This is a genomic window from Algoriphagus hitonicola, from assembly GCF_900113375.1.
GTDB lineage: Bacteria > Bacteroidota > Bacteroidia > Cytophagales > Cyclobacteriaceae > Algoriphagus > Algoriphagus hitonicola.
The window spans coordinates 60,295-76,354 of the sequence record NZ_FOPC01000008.1; the positions used below are offsets into that span (position 1 = coordinate 60,295).

A 16,060-nucleotide genomic window follows, 5' to 3' on the forward strand; every position below is an offset into this window, starting at 1 on the left:
AATGTTAGAACCAATTTTTGACTATTTGGATCGAGTATTGGATATCCCGGGAGCGGGGGTATTCCGCTATATCTCTTTTCGGGCAGGAATGGCGGCGGTTCTTTCATTGATTATTACGATCACTTTTGGTCACCGGATTATTAACTGGATACGAAATCGTCAGATCGGGGAGACCGTAAGGGATCTTGGACTGGAAGGTCAAAACCAGAAAAAGGGAACCCCTACGATGGGTGGCTTGATGATGATCGCGGCCATCTTGATTCCCACCTTGCTTTTCGGTGATTTGGATAATATCTACATTATTCTTCTCCTGGTGACTACGATCTGGTTGGGAGGAATCGGCTTTTTGGATGATTACATCAAGGTCTTCAGAAAAAATAAGGAAGGACTTGCCGGCAAATTCAAGATCATCGGCCAGGTAGGCATTGGGATTATAGTCGGAGGAACACTCTATTTTCATGAAGATGTGGTGATCAGGGAATTTCAAAACCCTGTCTCCATTGAGGAAGGGATAATCGAAACTCCGGCCTACCAAGATGTAAAAGTCGCCAGAACTACCATTCCTTTTGTCAAAAATAACGAGCTCGATTACGAGGTTATTTTGGGCTTTTTGGGAGAAAGCATGACTCCAGTGCTTTATATCCTAGTGGTGATTTTCATCATCACGGCTGTTTCCAATGGCGCTAATATCACCGACGGAATCGATGGATTGGCAGCGGGGACCTCGGCAATTATCGGGTTGACGATTGCCATTTTTGCCTACTTGAGCGGAAATGCCATATTCTCCCAATACCTCAATATCATGTATATCCCCAACTCCGGGGAGCTGGTAATTTTTGCCTCAGCCTTCATTGGTGCCTGCATTGGGTTTTTATGGTACAATGCCTATCCCGCCCAGGTTTTTATGGGGGATACCGGTTCGCTGATGCTGGGAGGAGTGATTGCGGTTTTGGCACTGACGCTTCGAAAGGAACTGCTCATACCGATCATGTGTGGGATTTTTGTCATCGAAAATCTCAGCGTCGTGATGCAAGTCAGCTATTTCAAATACACCAAGAAAAAATACGGTGAGGGAAGGCGAATCTTTCTGATGTCACCCCTACATCATCATTATCAAAAGAAAAATATACCAGAAGCAAAAATTGTAACTCGGTTTTGGATCGTGGGGATACTCCTAGCGGTCATCACCTTGGCTACTTTAAAATTGAGATAAGCAGAAAAATGAAAACCATAGCCATCATAGGAGCCGGAGAAAGCGGATTGGGAGCAGCAATGCTAGCCAAGCGGAAGGGCTATGGTCTGTTCGTTTCTGAAATGGGGACGATTTCAGCTGATCGAAAATCGCTGTTGGAGGAGAATGCGATTCCCTACGAAGAAGGGGGACATTCGGAAGAAAAAATTCTGGATGCGGATATGATTATCAAAAGCCCGGGAATCCCTACCCAAGCTTCCGTAATCAGTAAAGCACTCGATAAAGGAATTGCTGTGGTTGATGAACTGGAATTTGCTCATCACTTTTCCAATGGAAAAACCATTGCGATTACCGGTACGAATGGAAAAACTACAACGACACTGCTGATTTACCACCTTTTGAAATCCGCTGGCATCGACGTGGGATTAGCAGGAAATGTAGGTAAAAGCTGGGCGGGTCAACTGATCCATGAAGATCATGCTTGGTGGGTGATCGAATGCAGCAGTTTTCAAATCGATGGCATGCAGGCGTTTCGACCGGATGTTGCGATTTTGACCAATATCACTCCAGATCACCTAGATCGCTATGAATACCAATTCGATAATTATATCGCTTCCAAGTTCCGCCTCTTTCAGGCACAAAAGCAAAAGGACTTTTCCATTTTCTACGATCAAGATGAAGGCAGTAAGAAGGGAATCGGCCGCCAGAAAATCCGCTCTAAAAAATTATGGATTTCCCTGGAACATGAAGTAGAAAACGGGGCCTTTGTCCAGGATGGTGAATTTGTGATTCGTCTCCAAGACGAGGAAGTACGAATTCCAATCAGTTCGCTCTCGATCAAAGGAAAGCATAACCGCCTGAATGCCCTTTTTGCCATCACAGCAGCAAGGATTGCTGGAGCTAGTCGGGAGCAAATCCTAGACGGCATTCAGTCTTTTGAAAATGCTCCACACAGGATGGAATTTGTCGGTATGGTAGATGGCGTCCGATTTACCAATGACAGTAAAGGAACCAATGTGGAGGCCACCACTTATGCCTTGGAAAGCTATGACGAGCCCATTGTGTGGATAGCGGGTGGAGTGGACAAAGGAAATGATTATACCGCGCTAAAGGAACTCGTCAAAAACCGTGTTTTGGCCTTGATATGTCTTGGGAAGGAAAACCAAAAGCTAAAGCAAGCTTTCGAAAATATCATCCCAGAGATCAGTGAAACACAAGATATACGAGAGGCAGTCCGAAAAGGCTTGGAGTTATCGGCTGGCAAAGGAGTGGTGTTGCTTTCACCGGCATGTGCCAGTTTTGACCTATTTAAAAACTATGAAGATCGCGGTAATCAGTTTCGGGAAGCAGTGAAAAAATTAAAAATAGAATTAAACGCATGAACCAGTTTAAAACATGGATTGATGAGCATTTCAAAGGTGACCCGATCATTTGGGCTATCGTGATTTTGCTTTCTCTTTTCAGTATTCTGGTGGTATATTCTGCCACGGGTTCATTGGCGTATAAATATGCCGGTGGCAATACCGAGCTGTATCTTTTTAGACACTCAGCGCTGGTTTTTGCATCCTTGGTGGTGATGTGGTTTGCTCACAAAGTCCCCTATAGAAGCTATGCGCTTTATGCACGGCTTGCCATGTATTTGTCTATGCCGTTGCTTTTGATCACCTATCTTTTTGGCTCCAATATCAATGAGGCCAATCGCTGGCTGACCATACCTGTGATAAATCAAGCCTTCCAGCCTTCGGATTTGGCAAAGTTGGCATTGATCACCGCACTTGCTGCGATGCTAGCCAAGCGACAAAACAACATCAAAGACTTTAAAAGTACCTTCTTGCCCATCATCATTGCCATTGGGCTTATCAGCGGATTGATTGGCCTTGCCAATATGTCGACGGCTATTCTTTTGCTGTGTACTTGCCTCTTGATCATGTTTATCGGTCGAGTACCGGTGAAGTACCTGGTGATGGTGGTCATGGTGGGAGTTTTGGGATTGACGGCGGCTATTTTTCTCGGTCAGCGGGGAGATACTTTCCGCTCCAGAATCGAAGATTTTACCGCGTCTTATTCAGACGAAAGCAAAATTCCTTTCCAGGCTGAGCAGTCTTACATCGCTATTGCTACAGGAGGAGTGACAGGCAAAGGACCTGGAAACTCAGAGCAGCGTAATTCTCTGCCCCATCCTTACTCTGATTTTATCTATGCGATCATTATCGAGGAATATGGCATGATCGGAGGCGTGACGGTCCTTTTTTTCTACTTGGCTTTGCTTTATCGGGGAATGCGGATCGTGGCCAATTCCAACAAAGCATTTGGAGGACTTCTTTCGGCCGGTTTGAGCTTTGCCCTGGTGATTCAAGCCCTGATCAATATGGCTGTGGCCGTTGGGCTGGGACCGATTACGGGATTGCCTTTGCCATTATTGAGCATGGGAGGGACTTCGCTGGTCTTTACGGGGATATCTCTGGGAATTATTCTCAGTGTCAGCAGGGGAGATCATCAGGATGAGATGCAGACAGGATCTGCCATGAATAGACCTAAAATGAAATTAGCCTAAGTGAGTACGCAGACGACATATCGACTTTTGATCAGCGGAGGAGGAACCGGCGGGCATATTTATCCGGCGATAGCCATTGCCAATGCCTGGATGGAGCGTCATCCTGACACGGAAATTCAATTTGTAGGAGCCTTGGGCAAAATGGAAATGCAAAAAGTGCCTGAAGCAGGGTATTCCATCATTGGACTGCCGGTGGCAGGACTTCAGCGGAGCTTGACTTTAGCTAATCTTAGCTTTCCGATCAAGTTGTTTAAAAGCCTGCGGAAAGCTTTTCAGATCGTCAAGGAATTCAAACCGCATGCAGTCATCGGAGTGGGAGGATATGCCAGTGGCCCGGTACTGTACGCAGCTCAGAAAAAGGGCATTCCTACTTTGATTCAGGAGCAAAATTCCTACGCGGGACTTACCAATAAAATTCTGGCCAAAAAGGCTAAAAAAATATGTGTAGCCTATCCGGATATGGAGCAGTTTTTCCCAATTCAGAATTTGGTCTACACCGGAAATCCAGTTCGAAAGGACTTGTTGAAGTTGGATGGAAAACGTGAAAAAGCACTGAGTCATTTTAGACTAGATCCAGATCGAAAGACCGTTTTGGTACTGGGAGGATCTTTGGGTGCTCGCACCTTGAATCAGGGTATGGTAAAAGATATGGATGCGTTTGACCGAGATGGCTATCAGGTCTTGTGGCAGTGTGGCAAATTTTATTTCAAAGACATGCTTTCCATAGTGGAAAATTCAGGTCTAGCCCATATCCACTTGAGAGAATTTATCCGGGAAATGGATTTGGCTTATGCTGTGTCGGATGTGATTATTTCGAGAGCAGGAGCCTTGTCGGTTTCAGAGTTGGCACTGGTCGGTAAGCCAGTCATATTCATCCCCTCTCCCAATGTCGCCGAAGATCATCAAACCAAAAATGCAATGGCTTTTGTCAATCACCATGCAGCCTTGCTTTTAAAAGATCATGAGGCGGTAGGAAAATTCAAAACGACTATAGATCAGGTTTTGGGAGATCCTGAGTTGGAAAAAAATCTTGGACAAAACATCAAAAGTCTGGCGAGGCCCGAAGCGGCTGAAGCTATCATAAATGAAATTGAAAAACTGGTAGCGTGAGTTTTAAAAACATACATAGCGTCTATTTTCTAGGTATCGGTGGGATAGGGATGAGTGCCCTTGCCCGTTGGTTTCATAAGGAAAGCTATGCGGTTGCCGGATATGACAAAACACCTTCTCCGCTGACCGATGAACTGATTGCAGAAGGTATTGAAATCAGCTTTGAGGACCATTCTGAGACGATTCCACAGTCTTTCTTGACTGATAAATCCAAAGTGATGGTAGTTTGGACTCCTGCTGTTCCCAAAGAGTCAAGGTTGTTGTGTTTTTTCCAGGAAGAGCAATTTGACTTGAAAAAGCGATCGGAGATTTTGGGGATGTTGACCGAAAACCACTACAGCATAGCAGTGGCCGGAACTCACGGAAAAACAACCACATCCTCATTGATCGCCCATATTTTCAAAGCATCGGGCAGATCGATGGTGGCCTTTTTGGGAGGAATTACCCAAAACTATCAAACCAACCTTGTGCTCAATCAGCAAAAGGGAGAACCGGTAATGGTCGTGGAGGCAGATGAATTTGATCGCTCTTTTCTCCGACTCAATCCGAATGAATCAGTCATCACCAGCGTGGATGCGGATCATTTGGATATTTACGGGGACGAAGATCATTTACTTGATGGCTTTAAGGAATTTATTAAAAAACTAAAGAAAAAAGGACGCCTCTACATTCAGCAGAATGCTGCTCAAAAACTTGGTTCGGAAGCACTTCCATCTAAGCGATTGACCATTTATGGCTTGCGGAGTGAAGGAGTCCATGCAGATAATATCCAGGCTAGACCTGGTTCATTTGTCTTTGATTTTATCAGTCCCAAAGTCATTATCAAAGGGTTGGAGCTTTTTATTCCAGGATTTCACAACGTAGAAAATGCTTTGGTGGCGATAAGTATAGCATTGTCTAATGATATCGAGCCTGATCAAATCAGAGAGGCTCTCAGCACTTTCAAAGGTGTGAAAAGGCGATTTGAAATTCACGTGAATGAAGGCGGGAAAATCTTCATCGATGACTATGCGCATCATCCCGAGGAGATCAGGGCATTTCTAAGTTCAGTGCGGGCTATGTTTCCGACTAAGCATTTGACGGTCGTATTTCAGCCGCATTTATTTACCCGAACCCGGGACTTTGCTCCGCAATTTTCTGAGAGTCTTTCCCTAGCGGATGAAGTTATTCTGTTGGAAATCTATCCGGCGAGAGAGTTGCCGATTCCAGGAGTCAATTCATCTATGCTGCTAGATGGGATTCAGTCTCAGGCTAAGCAGGTGATTGAAAAGACAGCGCTCATGGAGCTTTTGAAGGCAAGGGATCCTGAATTGCTGGTGACGATCGGTGCAGGCGATATTGATCGCTTGGTTCCCGATATCGCAGCATGGACACGTTCACGCACTAACCTCAATGAAGCATGAGAAAAGCTAGGGTGAAAAAGGTCGTGACATTTATCATTCTCAATCTGGTTTTGATTGGGTTTATCGGGTTTGTAGAGAAACAAAGTCTGTATAAAACCTATCAGGGGCTGGAGGTTTCGATTGATGGGGAAAGCGGAGTGTACTTTGTAGAAGAGGCAGAAGTCAGAAAAATAATTGAAGCAAGTTTTCCAGAACTCAAAGTGGGATTGAGGCTGGGAGAGGTGCCGCTCAAAGGGATAGAGGACAGGATTTCCGGTCATCCCTTTGTCAAATTAGCGGATGCTACCGTCGGGCAGAAGGGAATTCTTCATCTTATGATCAACCAATATCAGCCGATCGCACGGATCGCTCGGCCCAATGCTGCAGACGGCTATATCACTACCGAGGGAAAAGTAATCCCGACTTCCTCATCCTATACCAGTAGAGTGTTGATCCTGGAAGGGCCTCATGCCGAAAAGCTGCTGGATAAAGGAGATGTCATTAGCGAAATGCCGGAGTTGATGGACTTGATTCGCTTCATTTCAGAGGATGAATTTTGGAGAGCCCAAATCACCAGTTTGGAGGTCAACTCAGCCACTGATATCAGGATGTATCAGCAGGTAGGAAGTCAAGTGATCGAGTTTGGAGACGCATGGGATATCGCGGACAAATTCAGCAGAGTTAAGATTTTCTATAAGGAAATTCTCCCGAGAAAAGGCTGGGATGCCTACCGTCGGGTCAGTGTAAAATTTAAGGATCAAATAGTTTGTGAATAATAGCTTGGATATGGAAAACGAAAAATTAATTGTCGGATTAGACATCGGTACCACAAAAATCTGTGCCATCGTCGGTCGAAAAAATGAATACGGAAAACTGGAAGTTCTCGGTATGGGCAAGGCGGTCTCTGACGGTGTGGAAAGAGGGGTGGTGACTAATATCGACAAAACGGTACATGCGATCCAAAAGGCCGTGGAGGAAGCCTCTGAAATGGCAGATGTGGAAATCGGCGAGGTAATCGTCGGGATAGCAGGTCAACATATCCAAAGCAAAATCCAAAGTGGGAGCATTATGCGTCCGCCCACCGAAGACGAAATCACCATCGAGGACGTGCGGAGACTTTCTTCCGAAATGGAGAATATCCTGGTTCCTCCCGGTAATCGGATCATTCATGTCATGCCTCAGGCCTATACGGTGGATTATGAGGGCGGCATCAAAGATCCGGTGGGAATGTCTGGATCCAAACTGGAGGCTGACTTTCACATCATTACCGCACAGACTACCGCCATAAATAATATCAATCGCTGTGTGCGCAGAGCGGATTTGACTTCCAAGCAGTTGATCCTTGAGCCATTGGCGAGTTCGCTTTCGGTCCTCAGTGATGAGGAAAAGGAAGCCGGGGTGTGTCTGGTGGATATCGGTGGAGGTACGACGGATATTGCGATTTTTTATGAAAATATCATTCGCCACACAGCCGTGATTCCGCTCGGAGGAAATATCATCACCAAAGACATCAAGGAAGGCTGCATGGTCATGCACAATCAAGCCGAATTGCTAAAAACCCGTTTTGGAAAGGCAATCGCAGAGGAAGCCAATCCCAATGAGATAGTTTCTATTCCTGGATTAAGAAATAGACCTCCAAAGGAAATTTCTATCCGAAATCTAGCTTCCATTATTCAGGCTCGGATGGAGGAAATCATCGAAATCGTGCAGAATGAAATCATGCAAAGCCACCACTACAATAAGCTGGCTGGAGGGATTGTCATCACGGGAGGCGGTTCACAACTTCAGTGTATTTCCCAGCTTTTCGAATACCTGACCGGTCTCGATACCCGCATCGGTTATCCCAATGAGCATTTGGGGAAATCAGTCATTGACGAGGTCAAAAGTCCCATGTATGCCACCTCTGTGGGTTTGGTGTTGGCAGGATTCAAAGCCTTGGATGACCGGGAGGAGAATTACAACAAACGAATCGCCAATGGCGGAGCCGCTATTCGAAAACCTAAGAAAGAATTCAATCCAAAAGATATTTTCCGAAACATCGGCGACAAGCTGAAAAGCATCATTCACGATGATATCGGAGACGACAACGATTACTAGGGCTTATGATTGGGGGAGATAAGCGGTCCTGCTGCTTATTTCCCTTATTAAAAAAACCTATTCAAAACGAAATTCAAATTCACCAAAACAATAAATATGTCAGATAACATGAAAGATTACAGATTTGATCTTCCAAAAAATCAAAAGTCGATTATCAAAGTAATCGGTGTAGGTGGGGGCGGCTCCAATGCCGTAAACCACATGTTTGCTCAAGGAATTAAGGATGTGGAGTTTGTCGTAGTCAATACCGACGCACAAGCACTAAAATCCAGCCCGGTTCCTCTTAGACTTCAGCTCGGTGCCAACTTGACCGAAGGCCTTGGTGCAGGAGCCAATCCCGAGCAGGGAAAAAATGCAGCCATCGAATCCCAGGATGAAATCCGGGAGCTTTTGGCCGACAATACCAAAATGGTATTTATCACCGCAGGAATGGGTGGTGGTACCGGTACCGGTGCGGCTCCAATCATCGCCAAAATCGCAAAGGAACTCAATATCCTCACCGTGGGTATTGTGACCGCGCCATTTATGTTTGAGGGCAAAAAGAAAATGTCTGTCGCTCAGGCTGGAATCGAAGCGCTTCGCGAAAATTGTGACACGGTATTGGTTATTTTAAATGACAAACTCCGTGAAATCTATGGCAATTTGGCGATCCGAACTGCCTTTGGCAAAGCGGATGATATCTTGACTACAGCTGCCAAGTCGATTGCAGAGATCATCACGATTCATCAGGATGTCAATGTTGACTTTGAAGATGTGAAAACCGTGATGAAAGAAGCCGGTGCTGCAGTGATGGGTTCATCGACCGAGGAAGGCGAAGGTCGTGCTATCCGGGCAGCCGGAGCGGCAATATCTTCTCCACTACTCAACAACGTCGATATCAAAGGCGCACAAAAAATCCTACTTTCTATCATGTCCGGGGAGGACGAAGAACTCTCTATGGATGAGTTGAGTGAAATCACTGAATACATTCAGGAGAAAGCCGGAGATAATGCAGAGGTAATCTTTGGTCAGGGTATAGATCCTGAGCTAGGTAAGGCCATCCGAGTGACGGTAATAGCGACGGGATTTGAAATGGACAGACTTTCCGGCACACTACCAAGAGTAGAATCCGAAGTGAAAGCAGCGCCAGCGCCAGTGGCGCAGAAGCCTGAACCAAAAGTAGAAGAAGATGATGTCAAAACGGTGATCAATCTGGATTCGGGCAAGTCCGAAAAAGTCAAAGAAGAGCCGATTGGTAATACTTTCGTCTTTAATAGCCCGAAAAATCCAACACCTGCAAAGGTGGAAGAAGAGCCTACCATGCCTGCTCAGAAACAAGAGTCTTTTACCTTCGATTTCAAAAAAGCTGAGTCTAAGCCGGAGGTAAAACCCAGTGCTCCTGAGAAGATCGTTCATGACCTTTATGAAGAAGAAGCTGAGGAAAATGCAAAGCCTGCAGAATCCGAAAAATCAGAACCAGCCAAGCCTGGATTTGCCAATGATTATTATGAGCAGATGAAGCAAAAGGCTATTCAAAGAGCGCATGAGCGATTTGAAAAACTCAAGGGTAGCAGATCTATCAATCCGACTCCTGAGGAGTTGAAAGAAAAACTCGAAGTACCTGCCTATTTGAGAAAAAATGTCTCTCTAAATGAGCCGGCTCATAGTTCTGAAAACAACATCAGTAAATTCAATGTCAGTGACGACAACGAAATTTTGGGTAATAACCGCTTTCTACATGACAATGTAGATTGAGGTTAAAATTCAATCAGCATTTCAGCTTGGGTATGCAGTAGTTCTGAATACAGCCTGTTGGTGAGCAGGTTATCTGACATATTTTGCTCGATTTTGGCAAGCTTCGGTTTGAGAGCAAGGACGTGCATTCCCAAGTAATGAAATATATCGGTGAGGTGGCTCAGTGCGATGCCACCTCCTCCGATACCTGACGAAAGGCCGACTAGTGCGGCTTTTTTGTTTCTAAAGGTATTGGGGTAGGTCATCCCATCGATAAAAGTTTTGAGTATTCCCGGGAATGAACCGTTGTATTCGGGCACGATAAAAACAAACTTTTTTCCAGAAGCCACCCGCTCATGAAAGGCATTGTAGCCTTCGTTTTTGCCGTTATTTTCATAAAGTGCCGTATGGATAAAATCAGCAGGAAGATCTTCTAATTCTAATATTTCCGAATCCATACCCTTTTCAGCCAAAATCTCTTGATATAGAGAGGCGAGAATTTTGGAGACTGAGTTTTTTCGGTTGGTACCGACGATAATCTTGATCATTTGAGAAAATAATTTGAAAGTGATACAAGCTAAGTGGGGTAAAAGTTCGTAGATAGGCCAAGATTCCTATCTTTACCGACCAAAATTGAACTATCATATGAACTATTTGACCCAAATCAGCGAGGCCAGTAATTTTTTAAAAAATCTTCATCCCGAACCCGTAGAAAACTTAATCATTTTAGGTACCGGACTGGGTAAACTAGGCGATCAAATTGAATTGGATCTCGAGGTAGATTATGCGGATATTCCTCATTTTCCAGTGGCCACTGTGGAGAGCCATTCCGGCAAATTATTGTTTGGAAAATTGAAAGGGAAAAGTGTGGTCGCCATGAGAGGGAGATTCCACTATTACGAAGGATATACCATGAAGCAGGTGACTTTTCCCGTTCGTGTGGCAAAGGCACTTGGCGTCAAACGCTTATTTGTTTCTAATGCTTCCGGCGGTCTCAATCCTGCCCAAGAGGTCGGAGAGGTGATGATTCTGAGTGATCATCTTGATCTCTTCCCCGAAAATCCACTTAGGGGTCCTAGTCCCGAGGAGTTTGGTCCGCGGTTTCCCGATATGAGCGAAGCCTATTCCAAACGGTTGATTAAAATGGCTTTGGAAATTGGTTCAGAAATGGGATTGAAGTTGCATACGGGCGTATATGTGGGAGTGACCGGCCCCAATCTTGAGACACCAGCCGAATATAAATACCTTCGAATCATCGGGGGGGATGCCGTGGGGATGAGTACAATTCCCGAGGTAATTGTAGCCAAACAGTCAGGCATGGAAGTTTTTGGTATTTCTGCTATCACAGATTTGGGAGTCGAGGGAAAAATCAAGGAAATCAGCATCAAGGATGTGCTCGAAGCAGCGGCAAAAGCAGAACCGATTATGGCCAAAGTAATGAGTGAATTGATCGGGCGATGTTAAGGTCTAGAATTAGAAAAAATCGATAGCTGAAAGTTCTTCTGCATTAAATACAATTAATTCTATGGGCCGACACGGAGCATCTACTTTTTCAATTTCTTTTCTCTATAGAATAAATCATTGATTTAGAAGCTTAAAATGCCAATATTTCATTGAAATTAGAATTTATGAGTTTTAAGCGTACATTTTTTTTCTTGGGATTTCTTCTGAATGCGTTGTTTGGTTTTTCTCAGACAGAATCGGATTCTCTGCAATTTGTATTCGGAAAAAGTGAAGGGATTCATCCCGAAAAGTACATCTTGACTGGAAAAATTCTCGATCAGGATTCCCAAGAACCGATAGAAGGAGTGGGCCTTCATGTGGATGGATTTTATACTGGGATAAGCTCTGATCGATTTGGGACTTATTATATCGCCCTGAGCCCGGGAGTTCATCGAGTTACCTTTAGGCATATCACCAAAATTCCCCTAAGCACCAGTGTCACCTTATTTGACAATGGAGTGGTCAATCTGAACATGAGGGAGAAAAACTTTGAATTGGACGGGGTGGTGGTGATGTCCGAAGAACCGGATAGAAATGTCAGAAACCCCATTACCGGAATTACCAAATTGACTACCCGGGAGTTAAAGGCGATTCCGGCCTTTATGGGAGAAGCCGATATTTTCAAAGGATTACAGCTCATGCCGGGCGTAAGTTCGGTCGGCGAGGGAACCTCCGGAATTAATGTCCGCGGGGCCAAGACTGATCAAAACTTGTTGCTAATGGACGAGGTTTTGGTCTTGAGCTCCAATCATGCCTTGGGATTTCTTTCTGGGTTTAATACCGATGTGACAGAAAACTTCACCTTGTATAAAGGTAATCTTCCCTCAAGTTTTGGAGGAAGGACTGGCTCCGCATTGAATATTCAGATGCGACCAGGAAATCTTCAAAGTTGGCGAGGTCAAGTCGGTCTCGGAACTTCCAACGGGAAATTATTGCTGGAAGGCCCCCTGAAAAAAGATCAGGTAAGCGTAATTTTTGGCGGGAGGATTTCCAATACCAATTGGCTCCTCAGGCAGGCGAGAGATTTTGATATTCAAAACTCAAAATTGGATTTTTATGATGGGTATTTGGGGTTGAACTGGAAAATCAAACAAGGTCATACCTTGGAAGTCAATACCTTGTTGACAGGAGATTATTTCAAATTCTCCGAAAGTTTTGGCTATGACTGGACCAACCGCGTCAGTTCGCTACGCTATCGTGGGATTGTGGGTGAAAACTGGGCCATTCAAGCCTTGATTGCGGATGGGGATTTTGACAATTCATTTTTTGATCCGGAGGGTTTGGATGCGGCGAGAATCAGCAATGGCATGCGTTATCAGCAGGGAAAAGTTTCAGCTACCTGGGCTAATGAAGAATTGTCGATTCAGTCCGGAATAGAGGGGGTATATTATCAAGGAAAAGACGAGCTGCTTAGTCCGTACAATTCTCAATCGTCTATTTTGCCGGAGCAAGAGGGCAAGGAGCAAGGGGTAGAATTAGCCCTTTATTCTAATTTGGAATGGGATATTAGTCCAAATACCGGTTTGGTAGCTGGCTTGCGCTGGAGCAATTATCGGCAACTAGGTCCAGATACCGTGTATCAATACCAATCTGCAGGCCAACTGACAGAAGATCAAATCATCGGATCAACTCCGGTTACTGGTTTGATTCAGAACTATTCTGGCTTAGAGCCCCGGATTTCTATGCGTCATTCGATCGATGAAACGACCTCCATCAAAGGCAGCTATTCCCGCTTGTTTCAATACATCCAATCCATCAGCAATACGTTTGGTCCGACTCCCATTGACCTTTGGCAACTGAGCACTCGCTACATTGCTCCCCAGCAATCCAATAATTTTTCTTTGGGGATATTTAAAAACAGCAATGAAAACCGCTGGGAATATTCCGTGGATTTCTTCTATAGAAAATCCGGCAACCAGGTGGAGTATCGGGATTTTGCCCAGATTTTCCTTAATCCCCACATGGAAACCGAATTGGTTTTTGGAGAAGGAGAAGCTTATGGAGGAGAATTTTTGATCAAAAAAAATATTGGAAGGACTACGGGATGGCTGGCTTATACCTATTCGCGATCTTTTTTCAGAAGCCAGGAGCAGTCCGAAGAAAAGCAAATCAATGGAGGGGCTTGGTTTCCCTCAAATTATGATAAACCTCATGAGGTCAATTTTATATTAAGTCATAAAGTCTATCCGAGAGGATTATTCAACTTTACGGTCAATTACAGTACTGGCAGACCTGTGAGTGCAGTCAATAGCAGCTATATCAATAAGGGATTGATTATTCCCGAATACAGTCTGCGAAATCGCTATCGAATACCTGATTATTTCCGGGTGGACCTTTCCTATACCGTCGAAAAAGTATTTTCTAAAAAAGGGGACAGTCTGAACTTCAGTATTTATAATGTATTGGGTAGGCGAAATGCTTATTCAGTTTTTTGGCAAAAAGATGGAGACAGCAGACAATTGAGACCCTATCGATTGGCAATTTTGGGGTCGATTTTCCCCTCTATTTCGTACACCTTGAATTTTGGAGGAGCTGAAAATGAATAAAAAATATTGGGTTTTGTGGGTTGTTGGGTTTCTCTGTATTCCTTTTGCCTGTGTGGAGCAAATCAGTTTTCCCTTGGATCGACAAGAAGAAAAATTGATTGTGTTCGGGCAAATCAGCAATCTTCAGGAGGAAAAGTACATTTTTCTTTCCAGCACCACCTCCCAAGACCGGCAGCCGCTTTCCTCGGGGGATTATTTGGTTTTAAATGATCTACCTAGACCGGTCACCAATGCTCAGGTCAGCTTGGTCGGTAGTGATAATTCCACCTTCCTATTTACCCATCAGTCTGATGGTCGGTACGATTTGAGTAGAAATGTGCCGATTTTGGATGGAGTCAGCTATTTTGTGGAGATCCAAGTCAATGGGAAAACCTATCGAAGTAGTCCGGAGGAAATTCCAGAGGCCGTGGGTTCAGATGAGCTCAGTTATGATTTTGGCAGAGGGGAATTGGACGGGATTCCAGGACTGGCGCTGATTTCGATCTATTCTGATGTGGAACTGCCAGAGACCAGCGAACCATATTATTTACGATGGGAAGTGGAAGAGGCGTACTTTTGGCAGCTGACTTTTTTCCCAAATCCCTTCAATCAGGGACCTCCGCCTTGTTATGTGTTTGAGTTTCCAGATTCGGAGCGAATCCCGCTGCTGAGTGGAGAATCACTCAGAGGTGGTGTGGAGGGAGGCAGGCAATTGCTAGCTACGAGACAAGTGGATCAATCCTTTCTTAGCAGACATTATTTTACCGTAAGACAGATCAGCATGAGCAAATCCGCTTTTGATTACTGGAGAAATGTCCGGGATTTGGTCAATAACACGGGTTCGGTATTTGATACACCCCCCGCACCCATTCAGGGTAATATCGTCAATGTCAATGACCCGGATGAGGTGGTCTTGGGCTATGTAGAGGTAGCGAAGGTGGCTCAAAAAAGAATTTACACTACACTGGCAGATGTGCCCTTTGAGCTGGAAGAAGTCTGTACTTATCAACCTGGCAAGCCTGCGATAGAATATCCTCAGACCTGCCGGAATTGTAATGCATTTCGCAATAGCAGTACTCAAACCCCCGAATGGTGGTTTGACCAGTAAATTCCTATAGCCGATCAAATAAAAAGTTTCTTAGCTCAGGATCCATTTTGTATTTTGAGAGCGAGTTCAAAAAACAAACCCAATAAACCTATGAAACTAAAACTCCATTTGCTTCTCGCCTTTTTAGGTGTCTTTCTATTCGCCGATCTTCAAGCTCAACAATTCAGGGCTTTGGTATTCAGCAAAACTGCCGGATTTCGGCATCAATCCATTCCTGATGCTGTAGTGGCCATCAAAAAAATGGCGAAAGATCACGTCTTTTCGGTACATACCACCGAGGATGCAAATTATTTCACCGACGAAAATCTATCTAAGTTTGATGTAATTATTTTGGCCAGTACGACAGGCACTATTCTGAATGAAGATCAAAAAGCCGCTTTTCAGCGTTTTGTTCAGAGTGGAAAAGGGGTAGTCGGGATTCATTCAGCTACGGATACCGAATACCAGTGGCCTTGGTACAACCAACTGATCGGCGCATATTTTTTGGCTCATCCTCAGCAGCAGACTCTTCGTCTCGAAGTAGTGGATCAAAGTCATCCATCCACTTGGCATCTCCCAAAAAACTGGCTTTGGACAGATGAATTGTATGAATTCCGCGATATTAATCCCAACATCAAGGTTCTCATCAATGCCGATGAATCCACCTACGAACCTGCAAAACCGATGGGAGCCAGTCATCCGATGGCTTGGTACCATGAGTTTGATGGAGGAAGATCATTTTATACTGCCTTAGGTCATGTGGAGTCTGCATTTCAGGATGCTGATTTCTTGAAACACCTCTATGGGGGAATCTGGTATGCCGCAACTGGCGAAAACCCGACGCAATAAAAAAGGAAGGAGGCTTAGGAACTTTCGGCCCCTACTTTGGTTTCTATC

At 44.7% G+C, this 16,060-nt stretch carries 13 protein-coding genes; 12 read left to right on the plus strand and 1 reads right to left on the minus strand.

Annotation, left to right across the window (positions count from 1 at the left end; genetic code table 11):
- The first annotated feature begins 1 nt into the window (after position 1).
- The 8 genes from mraY to ftsZ all read left to right on the plus strand — a co-directional run bounded on the left by mraY (position 2) and on the right by ftsZ (position 10,069).
- Positions 2 to 1,213 carry a phospho-N-acetylmuramoyl-pentapeptide-transferase gene (mraY, locus tag BM043_RS11870; protein ID WP_092791918.1) on the plus strand — a complete coding sequence of 404 codons (1,212 nt, stop codon included), beginning with the start codon at positions 2 to 4 and terminating at the stop codon, positions 1,211 to 1,213.
- 8 nt (positions 1,214 to 1,221) lie between these two features.
- Positions 1,222 to 2,574, plus strand: a complete 1,353-nt coding sequence (gene murD, locus BM043_RS11875; RefSeq protein ID WP_177188471.1) for a UDP-N-acetylmuramoyl-L-alanine--D-glutamate ligase — start codon at positions 1,222 to 1,224, stop codon at positions 2,572 to 2,574.
- A complete protein-coding gene (locus BM043_RS11880; protein WP_092791920.1) occupies positions 2,571 to 3,746 on the plus strand; it encodes an FtsW/RodA/SpoVE family cell cycle protein in 1,176 nt (391 codons plus the stop codon). Before murD ends, BM043_RS11880 begins: the two co-directional genes overlap by 4 nt.
- Positions 3,747 to 4,856 (plus strand): undecaprenyldiphospho-muramoylpentapeptide beta-N-acetylglucosaminyltransferase, encoded by a 1,110-nt coding sequence (murG, locus tag BM043_RS11885; RefSeq protein WP_092791922.1) that lies wholly within the window; start codon positions 3,747 to 3,749, stop codon positions 4,854 to 4,856. It begins immediately after the preceding gene.
- Positions 4,853 to 6,259: a UDP-N-acetylmuramate--L-alanine ligase gene (murC, locus tag BM043_RS11890; protein WP_092791924.1), complete on the plus strand. Its 1,407-nt coding sequence runs from the start codon at positions 4,853 to 4,855 to the stop codon at positions 6,257 to 6,259. The genes murG and murC overlap by 4 nt, the downstream gene beginning before the upstream one ends.
- Positions 6,256 to 7,014 (plus strand): cell division protein, encoded by a 759-nt coding sequence (locus BM043_RS11895; protein ID WP_092791926.1) that lies wholly within the window; start codon positions 6,256 to 6,258, stop codon positions 7,012 to 7,014. Before murC ends, BM043_RS11895 begins: the two co-directional genes overlap by 4 nt.
- Positions 7,015 to 7,024: 10 nt before the next feature.
- The gene (gene ftsA, locus BM043_RS11900) at positions 7,025 to 8,335 is read left to right on the plus strand and encodes a cell division protein FtsA (protein ID WP_092791927.1); all 1,311 of its coding nucleotides are present in this window, start codon (positions 7,025 to 7,027) and stop codon (positions 8,333 to 8,335) included.
- Positions 8,336 to 8,431: 96 nt separating this feature from the next.
- Positions 8,432 to 10,069, plus strand: a complete 1,638-nt coding sequence (ftsZ, locus tag BM043_RS11905; RefSeq protein WP_245753023.1) for a cell division protein FtsZ — start codon at positions 8,432 to 8,434, stop codon at positions 10,067 to 10,069.
- 2 nt (positions 10,070 to 10,071) lie between these two features.
- Here the strand turns inward: ftsZ and BM043_RS11910 are convergent, their stop codons facing one another.
- The gene (locus tag BM043_RS11910) at positions 10,072 to 10,596 is read right to left on the minus strand and encodes an NADPH-dependent FMN reductase (RefSeq protein ID WP_092791930.1); all 525 of its coding nucleotides are present in this window, start codon (positions 10,594 to 10,596) and stop codon (positions 10,072 to 10,074) included.
- Between the two features lie 97 nt (positions 10,597 to 10,693).
- On the opposite strand from BM043_RS11910, the gene BM043_RS11915 reads away from it, so the two are divergent.
- The 4 genes from BM043_RS11915 to BM043_RS11930 all read left to right on the plus strand — a co-directional run bounded on the left by BM043_RS11915 (position 10,694) and on the right by BM043_RS11930 (position 16,012).
- Positions 10,694 to 11,512, plus strand: coding sequence for a purine-nucleoside phosphorylase (locus BM043_RS11915; protein ID WP_092791932.1), 819 nt, complete (start codon positions 10,694 to 10,696; stop codon positions 11,510 to 11,512).
- A gap of 164 nt (positions 11,513 to 11,676) precedes the next feature.
- Positions 11,677 to 14,097 (plus strand): TonB-dependent receptor, encoded by a 2,421-nt coding sequence (locus BM043_RS11920; RefSeq protein WP_092791934.1) that lies wholly within the window; start codon positions 11,677 to 11,679, stop codon positions 14,095 to 14,097.
- A complete protein-coding gene (locus BM043_RS11925; protein WP_092791935.1) occupies positions 14,090 to 15,184 on the plus strand; it encodes a DUF4249 domain-containing protein in 1,095 nt (364 codons plus the stop codon). The genes BM043_RS11920 and BM043_RS11925 overlap by 8 nt, the downstream gene beginning before the upstream one ends.
- Positions 15,185 to 15,274: 90 nt before the next feature.
- Positions 15,275 to 16,012, plus strand: coding sequence for a ThuA domain-containing protein (locus BM043_RS11930; RefSeq protein ID WP_092791937.1), 738 nt, complete (start codon positions 15,275 to 15,277; stop codon positions 16,010 to 16,012).
- The last annotated feature ends 48 nt before the right edge of the window (positions 16,013 to 16,060 follow it).